This is a genomic window from Rhizobium sp. P1_E1, assembly GCF_056406015.1.
Window position 1 is genome coordinate 1 of record NZ_JBFUAY010000170.1, and the last position, 9,932, is coordinate 9,932.

The following is a 9,932-nucleotide window of genomic DNA, read 5'->3' on the forward strand; positions in this document are numbered from 1 at the left end:
ACCCTGACCAGCTGGTCTTTCGGACCGACGCTCAACCTGCCGATCTTCGATGGCGGCAAATTGCGTGCGAATGTCGATATCGAAAAATCCGATGCCAAGACCCAGTATCTCGCCTGGAAAGAGGCGGTGCTGAACGGGGTCGAAGAGGTGGAAAACGCCCTGTCTGCAGTCCGCCGCGACAGGCAGACGTTGGGACCGCTGCGCAGGCAGGTGGAAACGGCCCAGGAATCGCTCGCACTTTCGACCACGAGCTACAAGGATGGAGCTTCATCTCTGCTCGATGTGCTGGACGCTCAACGTTCGGTCTCCGATGCCCAGGCAAGCCTTGCAGCCACCGTACAGCAGGTTGCCAAGGACTATGTGGACCTCTACGCCGCCATTGGCGCCGGCTACCTGACGCAACAAGCGCAGAACGCTCCCGAGCGAACGGCGAAGTCAGACTAATTGGCGGAGCATTTGCTCTATCGCCCAGCCACATCGAGAATGCGGATCGCGAGCTTTAGATGCGGCAGGTCCAGCATGCGTCCGTCGAGCTGAATGACGCCTGCGTCGGGCCTGGCGGCGAAGGCGGCGGCGACTTTCTCCGCCCAGGCGATTTCGGATGCATCCGGCGTGAAGGCGTGATTGATCACTTCGACCTGGCTTGGATGGATGGCCATCATACCGGAAAAGCCGTCGCGCCGGGCGCGGCCGACATAGGCCCTGAGACCGTTGAGATCACGGAAATCGGGATAGACGGTGTCGATTGCCGGAACGGCGGCGGCATGGGCTGCGAATAGCGTGAGCGAACGGGCAAGCTCGTAAGGTGGCGTATAGCGGCCATCCGTCCTGCGCGCGGTCGTAGCCCCCATCGCGGCGGGCAGATCCTCCGCACCCCATGTCAGGCCGCAGAGGCTGGTCGAGACATCCCGGTAGCTGCCGATCTCGAAGATCGCCGATGGCGTTTCGGTTGCGATCGGCAAGATGGGAATTGCAGATGCAAGAGAGCCTGCGAGCTTCAGCACCGAAGCGGCACCCTCGGCCTTCGGCAGCACGATTGCGAAAGGATGAAGGCCGCTCAAAGCGGCAAGGTCGTCTTCGAATTCTGGCGAGGTGAGGGGATTGATGCGGATCAGGAGAGCGGTCTCGCCGGCATGATGCAGGACGAACTCGTGCACGTTCTCGCGCGCTTTCGGCTTGTTTAAGGGCGCAACCGAGTCTTCCAGGTCGAGAATGACGGCATCGGCGCCTGAGGCGAGCGCCTTTTCGAAACGCTCCGGCCGGTCACCGGGCGCAAAGAGCAGCGAGCGCAGCCTCATGACGGCTTCACCTTCAGCATTGCCGTGCGCAGGCATTGGCAGACGGTTTCGCCGCGCTGGTTCAGAGTGATATGCCGGAAGGTGACGATGCCGGCATCGGGGCGGGAGTTCGAGCGACGCAGTTCCATCACCTCGGTTTCCACCCGCAGCGTATCGCCAATGAAAACCGGCTTTGGCATCGTCACCTTGTCATAGCCGAGATTGGCGACGAGCGTGCCGAGCGTGGTGTCGCCGACCGAAAGGCCGACGGTGAGCGCAAAGGTGAAGGTGCCGTTGACGACGATCCGGCCGAATTCGGTGCCGGCCGCATAATCGGCATCGAGATGCAGCGGCTGCGGATTGTGGGAGAGCGTCGTGAAGAGCAGGTTGTCGGTCTCGGTGACCGTGCGGCGGATGTCGTGGGCGATGCGGTCGCCGGCCGTCCACTCGTCGAAATAACGGCCGGCCATCAATCCTGCTCCTTCACAACGCTGACGACGAGTTGGTTTTCCGAGACCCTGATACCCGAGGAAACCTGCAGTTTTTCGACGATTCCATCGAAGGGTGCGCGCAGCGAATGTTCCATTTTCATCGCTTCAACCGTCAGCAGGCGGTCCCCCTTGGCGACACGATCGCCTTCGGCGACATCCACCGAAATGACGAGGCCGGGCATGGGCGAAAGGATCGCGCCATCGCCGGCGCCCTGACTTGCCTCGACTTCGCTGGCAACGGGCAGGCGGATCGGCCAGGCATTGCCGGCGTCGAAAAGCACCGTCGTTTCACCGATCGTGACGGTCTTTGCCTCAAGCTCCCGACGCGATTGCCCCCAATGGAGATGATCGCCGATACGGATACGCACCCTCTTGTCATCCGCGCCGGCGATGCGGAACCCAGTGAGCGCGGACCAGGGATCGCCATCGGTATCTTTTGAAAGCAGCACGGTGGCTGCGGTGTCGATCGCGATTTCGCTCGGCTCCGTCGCCACAAGGCTATCGCCATGGCGGTCGAGAAAGCCGGTATCGATCCGAGCTGCGCGAAAATCCGGATCGACGGCGATGCGGGCGAGCAGGCCGGCATTGGATTTGACCGGCCAGACCTCGATACTTGCGCAGGCGGCTGCGAGCTTCGAAAGTGCTGCCTCGCGGTTCGGCCCATGGGCAATGATCTTGGCGATCATCGGGTCATAGAAGGCGGTGATGTCATTCCCTTGCTCGACACCGCTATCGACGCGGACGGACTCCGGCAGGCTGAGATGTTCAAGTCGGCCGGTCGAGGGCAGATAGCCGGCGGCAGGATTTTCGGCATAGAGCCGGGCTTCGAACGCCCAGCCGTTCATGGCGATCTCGTCCTGCATTTTCGGCAAGGGCTCGCCGCTAGCGACCGTCAACTGCCAGAGCACCAGATCCTCGCCAGTAATTGCCTCGGTGACGGGATGCTCTACCTGCAGGCGGGTGTTCATCTCCATGAACCAAATGCGATCTTCGCGAAGGCCCTCCGAGGCATCGGCGATGAATTCGATGGTGCCGGCGCCTACATAATTCACCGCTCTTGCGGCCTTTACCGCCGCATCGCAGATCACTGCCCGGGTAGCGGTGTCGAGGCCGGGAGCAGGGGCCTCCTCAATGACTTTCTGGTGACGGCGCTGCAGCGAGCAGTCACGTTCGAACAGATGAACGCAATTGCCGAACATGTCGGCGAAAACCTGCACCTCGATATGGCGCGGATTGGCGATATAACGTTCGATCAGAACGCGGTCGTCGCCGAAGGAGGCGGCCGCCTCCCGGCGGCAGGAGGCGAGAAGTTCTGCGAAATCTTGCGCGCGCTCGACGCGGCGCATGCCCTTGCCGCCGCCGCCGGCGACGGCCTTGATGAGCACGGGATAACCGATAGTGTCCGCCTCAGCCGCCAGCCTCTCTTCGCTCTGGTCCGGCCCGAGATAACCAGGGGTCACAGGCACGCCGGCCGCCTGCATCAATTCTTTCGCGGCATCCTTGAGTCCCATCGCACGGATGGCGGCAGGCGGCGCGCCGACCCAGATGATCCCGGCCTTTTCCACCGCTTCGGCAAACCCGGCGTTTTCCGAGAGGAAGCCGTAACCGGGATGGATCGCCGCAGCGCCTGTTTGCCGGGCGGCCTCCAGGATGCGTTCCTGCGAGAGATAGCTTTCCCGGGCCGGCGAGGGGCCGATGGCGATCGCCTCGTCCGCCTCCCTTACGAAGGGCAGGCCGGCATCGGCCTCGGAATAGACGGCGATGGTGCGGATGCCGAGCATCTTGGCCGTGCGGATGATGCGGCGGGCGATTTCGCCCCTGTTGGCAATGAGAAGGCTTTCCATCATCGGCGCCTCACATCCTGAACAGGCCGAAGCGCGGCCCTTTCGGGATCGGCGCATTCAGGCAGGCGGAAAAGGCAAGGCCCAGCACATCCCGCGTCTGGCGTGGATCGATGATGCCGTCGTCCCAGAGGCGGGCGGTGGCATAATAGGGATTTCCCTCGGCCTCGTAGCCGGCGCGGATCGGCGCCTTGAAGGCTTCCTCCTCTTCAATAGGCCAATTCTCACGGCGCGCCTCCATGGAGTCTCGGCGTATGGTGGCAAGCACGGAGGCCGCCTGTTCGCCGCCCATCACACTGATGCGGCTGTTCGGCCAGGTGAAGAGGAAACGGGGGCGATAGGCGCGGCCGCACATGCCGTAATTGCCGGCGCCGAAGCTGCCGCCGATGATGACGGTCACTTTCGGAACAGTTGATGTCGCGACCGCCGTCACCAGCTTGGCCCCATCCTTGGCGATGCCGCCGGCCTCATAGCGGCCGCCGACCAYGAAACCGGAGATGTTCTGCAAAAACAGCAAAGGTATGCGGCGCTGGCAGGCGAGCTCGATGAAATGCGCGCCCTTCAGCGCGCTTTCGGAGAAGAGAACGCCGTTGTTGGCGATGACGGCGACGGGCATGCCCCAGATGCGGGCGAAGCCGCAGACCAGCGTGGTGCCGTAGAGCGGCTTGAACTCATGCAGTTCCGAACCATCGACGATCCGGCCGATGACCTCGCGCACATCATAGGGCGAGCGCACATCATCCGGGATGAGGCCGCAGAGATCCTCGGCATCGAGTTTCGGCGGCTGTGGCTGCTTGAGGTCGATATCGACTGATTTCACACTGTTGAGTGTGCCTGCGATATCACGAACGAGCAGCAGCGCGTGTTCATCGTTCTCGGCGACATGATCGACGACGCCGGAGCGCCGCCCATGGGTCTCGGCGCCGCCAAGCTCTTCGGCCGAGATGATCTCGCCGGTCGCGGCTTTCACCAACGGCGGGCCGGCCAGGAAGATCGTGCCCTGATTGCGCACGATGACCGTTTCGTCGGACATGGCGGGCACATAGGCGCCGCCGGCGGTGCAGCTTCCCAAGACGCAGGCGATCTGCGGAATGCCTTCGGCCGACATCTGGGCCTGGTTGTAGAAGATCGCGCCGAAATGGTCGCGGTCGGGAAAGACTTCGGCCTGATGCGGAAGATTGGCACCGCCGCTATCGACCAGATAGAGGCAGGGCAACCGGTTCTGCATGGCGATCTCCTGGGCCCGCAGATGTTTCTTCACCGTCAGGGGGTAATAGGCGCCGCCCTTCACCGTCGCGTCATTGGCGACGATCATTACCTCGCGGCCGGAAACGCGGCCGATGCCGGTGATGATACCGGCGCCCGGCGCCTCGTCATCATACATGCCGTTAGCCACCAGAGCGCCGATCTCCAGGAACGGGCTGCCGGCATCGATGAGCAGCTGGATGCGATCGCGCGGCAGCAGCTTGCCCTTGCCGGTGTGGCGCTCGCGTGCTGTCTGCGATCCACCCTCGCGCGCTTTCGCCGAACGGTCGTAGAGTTCGTCGATAAGCGCCTTGTTCTTGCTGGCATTGGCCTTGAAGCTGTCACTGTCGCGGTCGATCGCAGTCGTAATCACCGTCATGATGCGATGAGCTCCCGGCCGATGAGGTAACGGCGGATCTCGTTGGTACCGGCGCCGATATCGTAAAGCTTGGCGTCGCGCAAAAAGCGTTCGACCGGCCATTCCTTCGTATAGCCGGCGCCGCCGAGCGCCTGGATCGCTTCCAGCGAGACCTTGACGGCATTCTCGCTAGCAAAGAGGATCGCAGCGGCTGCATCCGTGCGCGTCGCGCGGCCGGCATCGCAGGCCCGGGCGACGGAATAGACATAGGCGCGCGCCGAATTCAGCGCGACATACATATCGGCGATCTTGCCCTGCATCAGCTGGAAATCGCCGATCGCTTTGCCGAACTGTTTGCGATCGCGCACATAGGGCAGCACGACGTCGAGGCAGGCCTGCATGATGCCGAGCGGTCCGGCGGCAAGCACGGCGCGCTCGTAATCGAGGCCGGACATCAGGATCTTCACGCCTTCTCCTTCCCGGCCCATCAGCGTCTCGGCCGGCACCGCGCAATCCTCGAAGACCAGTTCGGCCGTGTCGCTGCCGCGCATGCCGAGCTTGGAGAGCTTCTTGGAGACGCTGAAACCGGGCAGGCCCTTTTCGATGATGAAGGCGGAAATGCCTTTCGGGCCGGCTGCGGGATCGGTCTTGGCATAGACAACAAGCACATCGGCATGCGGCGCGTTGGTGATCCAGAACTTGGTGCCGTTCAGCATATAGCGGTCGCCTTTTTTCTCGGCACGCAACCGCATGGAGACGACATCGGAACCAGCGCCGACCTCCGACATGGCGAGCGAACCGACATGTTCGCCGRAGATCAGCTTCGGCAGGTGGCGGCGCTTTTGTTCCGGCGAGGCCCAGCGGCGGATCTGGTTGACGCAGAGATTGGAATGGGCGCCGTAACTGAGCCCCACGGAGGCCGAGGCGCGCGAAATCTCTTCCATGGCGACGACATGATCGAGATAACCAAGACCGGCGCCGCCGAATTCTTCTTCGACGGTGATTCCATGCAGGCCGAGCACGCCCATCTCAGGCCAGAGCTGGCGTGGAAATGTGTTGCTTTCGTCGATCTCCGCAGCCAGCGGAGCAATATGATCGGCGGCAAAGCGCGCCGTCGTTTCACGGATCGCGTCCGCGGTTTCGCCGAGCGAAAAATCAAACATGGCACTCCTCCCGCTGAAATATGTAGCGCGGGTTGCGGCCGGGTCAAAGTGTCCTTGATTGCAATGGCTCATCCAATTGCGAGAGAGCTTCCTCCCGGCGAAAGACCTCGGGGCTCTTGCCCATCCATTTCCGGAAGGCCCGGAAGAAGGCGCTCGGCTCGGAATAGCCGAGCTGCACGGCAATCTCACCGATGGACATCGACGTGTTCAGCAGCAGTTCGACGGCGAGATCCCGGCGGATGTCGTCCTTGATGGCGGCATAGCTTTGTCCCTCGTCGTGCAGACGGTGGCGGAGCGTGGAGGGCGGCATTCGCATATCGGCGGCAAGCTCGGTAAAGCGCGACCAGGCAGCCGGCGTAGCCAGATTCAGGCGCCGGCGGACGGCGGCGGCGATACCGGCATCATAGCGATAGCGCACCAGAATATTGGCGGGCGCGCCGCGCAGGAACTGTTTGAGCGCGTGTTCGCTGCGCGCCACCGGCAGGTCGAGCAAGGCGCTGTCGAAGCCGAGCCGGCTGATGGTTTGCGAGAAACGCACTGGCGCGCCGAAGAAGAGCCGATAGTCGGCGCCTTGTTTGGGCTCCGCGCAACGGAAATCGACGAGCCGGATCGGAATGCGCCGACCGACCAGCCAGCAGGTGATGCCGTGCAGGATGATCCAATAGGTGCGATAAGCGAAGGCTGAACGCGGGCCGCCGGCATCCGTGAGCTCGACCTCGGCCAGGCCGTCGCGGATGACGAGCCGTCCCCTGGGATCGTCGAGCACGACATCGAGGAAGCGCAGCGCCCGGCGCAGGGCGTGACCCAGTGTCGGCGCATGCAGCACAGAGTGGCAGAGCAGCGTGAAGCTGCCGCCGCGCATCGGTCGGCCGCCCATACCGAAGAATTCGTCGTCGAGCTCGGCGGCGATTGCCAGCCAAAGAGCGCCATAGGTCTCGGCCGACACTGGTTGATCGACCAGCGGCGGCAGTCCCACACGCGCAAGAATAGGCTCTGTCGGCTTATCCAGACGCCGCAGGCTGTCGAGGGCCTCCTCGACAAAGGCCGGTGCAATCATGCGTCGCTCGATTTCGGCCATCGCGCCCTCTCTATGGCAAAACTGTCCGAAATAATGGAGCAGTTCTGTCATCGCTTGCAATAGGCCGACGGAATAGAATCCTGTCATTCGGCTGAGCCTGGAGGAGGCGTGGCCGGCAGGAGGAACAGGTCCATGCTGATCCGAGGTGCAAGTTTCATCGTGACCGGCGGCGGCTCCGGCCTCGGCGCGGCAACAGTGCGCATGCTTGTGGAGGCGGGCGGACGGGTGACTATCGCCGATCTCAACGCGGAAGCCGGACAGGAAATCGTCCGGGAATTCGGAAGCGATGCCCGTTTCGTCAGGGCCGACGTGACCGATGGCGAGGAAGGGGCGGCGGCGGTTGCCGCTGCCATCGAAGCCTTCGGCGGCTTGCGCGGATTGGTGAATTGCGCGGGCGTCGCTCCGGCCGAAAAGGTGATCGGCCGCGAAGGGCCGCACCGGCTGGAGAGTTTTGCCCGCACGGTGAGCATCAATCTCATTGGCACATTCAACATGATCCGGCTGGCAGCGGCGGCGATCCAGACTACCGAGCCGGATGCGGAAGGCGAACGCGGCGTCATCGTCAATACGGCCTCGGTTGCCGCCTTCGACGGCCAGATCGGCCAGGCAGCTTACGCCGCCTCCAAGGGCGGGGTGGCGGCGATGACCTTGCCGATCGCCCGCGAGCTTGCTCGTCACGGCATTCGCGTCGTGTCGATCGCGCCCGGCATTTTCGAGACACCGATGATGGCTGATATGCCGGCCGAGGTTCAGGCAGCGCTCGGCAAGAGCGTGCCCTTTCCACCGCGGCTTGGTCGGCCGGCGGAATTTGCCGGGCTGGTACGCCATATCTTGGAAAACAACATGCTGAACGGCGAGGTCATCCGCCTCGACGGCGCATTGCGGATGGGCGCGCGGTGAACGCTTCGCCCCAAGGAGGAAAGATGGTTTTGGAGGATCCCATCGTCATCGTCGGTGCAGCGCGCACCCCGATCGGCGGCTTTCAGGGAGAGCTGAAAGAGGCGACAGCGCCGGAGCTCGGAGCGACGGCGATCCGCGCAGCGCTGCAGCGCAGCCGCATCGCGGCCGAGGCGATTGAGGAGGTCGTCTTCGGCTGTGTCCTGCCGGCCGGGCAGGGGCAGGCGCCGGCGCGCCAGGCGGCGATCCATGCCGGCCTGCCTTTCGCCACCGCGGCGAGTACCGTCAACAAGATGTGCGGCTCGGGCATGAAGGCGGTGATGATGGCGCATGACCTGATTGCCGCCGGCAGCGCCTCAGTGGCGATTGCAGGTGGCATGGAAAGCATGACGAATGCGCCCTATCTTCTTGACAAGGCCCGTGGCGGCTACAGGCTCGGCCATGGGCGTGTCGTGGATCACATGTTCCTCGACGGGCTGGAGGATGCTTATGACAAGGGGCGCTTGATGGGCAGCTTCGCGGAGGATTGCGCCGAGGCCTATCAATTCACGCGCGAGGCGCAGGACAACTACGCCATCGCCTCGCTGACGCGGGCGCAGAAGGCGATTGCCGAAGGCTGTTTCGAAAGTGAGATTGTGCCGGTCACGGTAAAATCAGGCAAAGCCGAGCAGGTGGCGAGCCGCGACGAACAGCCCGGCAAGGCGAAGCTCGACAAGATCCCGACGCTGAAACCCGCCTTCCGCGAGGGCGGCACGGTGACCGCCGCCAATTCCAGCTCGATCTCCGATGGCGCGGCAGCCCTGGTGCTGATGCGCCGCTCCGAGGCGGAGCATCGCGGCCTCAAGCCGCTTGCCACCATCCTTGGCCATGCCACTCATTCGCAGGCGCCCAATCTTTTCGCCACGGCGCCGATCGGCGCGTTGCAGAAACTGTCCGATCGCACTGGCTTGCCGCTGTCGGAGGTCGATCTGTTCGAAATCAACGAGGCTTTCGCCGTCGTCGCCATGGCGGCGATGCGCGATCTCAACCTGCCGCATGAAAAAGTGAATGTGCATGGCGGCGCCTGCGCGCTAGGCCATCCGATCGGCGCCTCGGGGGCTCGCATCCTGGTGACGCTGCTTGCAGCACTGGAGCGATACGACCTGAAGCGCGGCATGGCGGCGCTCTGCATCGGCGGCGGCGAGGCGACCGCCGTTGCCATCGAACGGCAATAGGAGAGGGAGAGAACAGATGATCCTTTCCGACCTCCAGCAGCAGATCTCAGATCTCGCCCGCGACTTTGCCCGTGACCGGCTGGCGCCGGGGGCAGCCAAACGCGACCGGGAGCATCTCTTCCCGCGCCAGGAACTGAAGGAGATGGGTGAACTCGGGCTGCTCGGCATGCTGGTGCCGGAAGCCTATGGGGGATCGGATACCGGCGTGGTCGCCTATGCCGCGGCGCTGGAGGAAATTGCCGCGGGTGACGGGACGTGTTCGACGATCATGAGCGTGCATAGCTCCGTCGGCTGTGTGCCGATCCTGAAATTCGGTACCGAGGAGCAGCGGCAGCGCTTCCTGCCGAAACTGGCAAGCGGCGAATGGA

The 9,932-nt window shown here is 63.5% G+C and carries 10 protein-coding genes; 4 read left to right on the top strand and 6 right to left on the bottom strand.

The annotated features are described in order from the left end of the window. Window positions 1–444: TolC family protein (locus tag AC1D1Z_RS29835; protein WP_477852504.1), on the top strand; the 444-nt coding region annotated here is incomplete at its 5' end. A gap of 17 nt (window positions 445–461) precedes the next feature. On the opposite strand, the gene AC1D1Z_RS29840 is transcribed toward AC1D1Z_RS29835, so the two are convergent. The 6 genes from AC1D1Z_RS29840 to AC1D1Z_RS29865 are packed head-to-tail and all read right to left on the bottom strand — an operon-like array spanning window position 462 to window position 7,504. After that, the gene (locus AC1D1Z_RS29840) at window positions 462–1,298 is read right to left on the bottom strand and encodes an HpcH/HpaI aldolase/citrate lyase family protein (protein WP_047620460.1); all 837 of its coding nucleotides are present in this window, start codon (window positions 1,296–1,298) and stop codon (window positions 462–464) included. Beyond that, a complete protein-coding gene (locus tag AC1D1Z_RS29845; protein ID WP_130719313.1) occupies window positions 1,295–1,747 on the bottom strand; it encodes a MaoC family dehydratase in 453 nt (150 codons plus the stop codon). The genes AC1D1Z_RS29840 and AC1D1Z_RS29845 overlap by 4 nt, the downstream gene beginning before the upstream one ends. Beyond that, window positions 1,747–3,615 carry an acetyl/propionyl/methylcrotonyl-CoA carboxylase subunit alpha gene (locus AC1D1Z_RS29850; protein ID WP_047620461.1) on the bottom strand — a complete coding sequence of 623 codons (1,869 nt, stop codon included), beginning with the start codon at window positions 3,613–3,615 and terminating at the stop codon, window positions 1,747–1,749. Before AC1D1Z_RS29850 ends, AC1D1Z_RS29845 begins: the two co-directional genes overlap by 1 nt. Before the next feature lie 7 nt (window positions 3,616–3,622). Further along, complete coding sequence (locus AC1D1Z_RS29855) at window positions 3,623–5,233, bottom strand: carboxyl transferase domain-containing protein (protein WP_477852507.1); 1,611 nt, start codon at window positions 5,231–5,233, stop codon at window positions 3,623–3,625. After that, window positions 5,230–6,375: an isovaleryl-CoA dehydrogenase gene (locus AC1D1Z_RS29860; RefSeq protein ID WP_477852509.1), complete on the bottom strand. Its 1,146-nt coding sequence runs from the start codon at window positions 6,373–6,375 to the stop codon at window positions 5,230–5,232. The genes AC1D1Z_RS29855 and AC1D1Z_RS29860 overlap by 4 nt, the downstream gene beginning before the upstream one ends. Window positions 6,376–6,418: 43 nt before the next feature. After that, window positions 6,419–7,504 (bottom strand): AraC family transcriptional regulator, encoded by a 1,086-nt coding sequence (locus AC1D1Z_RS29865; RefSeq protein WP_047620572.1) that lies wholly within the window; start codon window positions 7,502–7,504, stop codon window positions 6,419–6,421. Window positions 7,505–7,585: 81 nt separating this feature from the next. Here AC1D1Z_RS29865 and AC1D1Z_RS29870 point away from each other — a divergent pair, with 81 nt between their 5' ends. The 3 genes from AC1D1Z_RS29870 to AC1D1Z_RS29880 all read left to right on the top strand — a co-directional run. Further along, on the top strand, window positions 7,586–8,353 hold the full coding sequence (locus tag AC1D1Z_RS29870; RefSeq protein WP_047620464.1) for a 3-hydroxyacyl-CoA dehydrogenase: 768 nt from the start codon (window positions 7,586–7,588) through the stop codon (window positions 8,351–8,353). 23 nt (window positions 8,354–8,376) lie between these two features. After that, window positions 8,377–9,564, top strand: a complete 1,188-nt coding sequence (locus tag AC1D1Z_RS29875) for an acetyl-CoA C-acyltransferase (RefSeq protein WP_130719311.1) — start codon at window positions 8,377–8,379, stop codon at window positions 9,562–9,564. A 16-nt stretch (window positions 9,565–9,580) separates the two neighbouring features. Beyond that, on the top strand, window positions 9,581–9,932 hold a 352-nt coding region (locus AC1D1Z_RS29880), incomplete at its 3' end, for an acyl-CoA dehydrogenase family protein (RefSeq protein ID WP_477852510.1).

What these genes read in the sequence shown, in the direction of transcription:
- AC1D1Z_RS29840 (WP_047620460.1), bottom strand. Translation starts at nt 1,298, where the DNA reads ATGAGGCTGCGCTCGCTGCTCTTTGCGCCCGGTGACCGGCCGGAGCGT.
- AC1D1Z_RS29870 (WP_047620464.1), top strand. Translation starts at nt 7,586, where the DNA reads ATGCTGATCCGAGGTGCAAGTTTCATCGTGACCGGCGGCGGCTCCGGC.
- AC1D1Z_RS29875 (WP_130719311.1), top strand. Translation starts at nt 8,377, where the DNA reads ATGGTTTTGGAGGATCCCATCGTCATCGTCGGTGCAGCGCGCACCCCG.
- AC1D1Z_RS29850 (WP_047620461.1), bottom strand. Translation starts at nt 3,615, where the DNA reads ATGATGGAAAGCCTTCTCATTGCCAACAGGGGCGAAATCGCCCGCCGC.
- AC1D1Z_RS29845 (WP_130719313.1), bottom strand. Translation starts at nt 1,747, where the DNA reads ATGGCCGGCCGTTATTTCGACGAGTGGACGGCCGGCGACCGCATCGCC.
- AC1D1Z_RS29865 (WP_047620572.1), bottom strand. Translation starts at nt 7,504, where the DNA reads ATGACAGAACTGCTCCATTATTTCGGACAGTTTTGCCATAGAGAGGGC.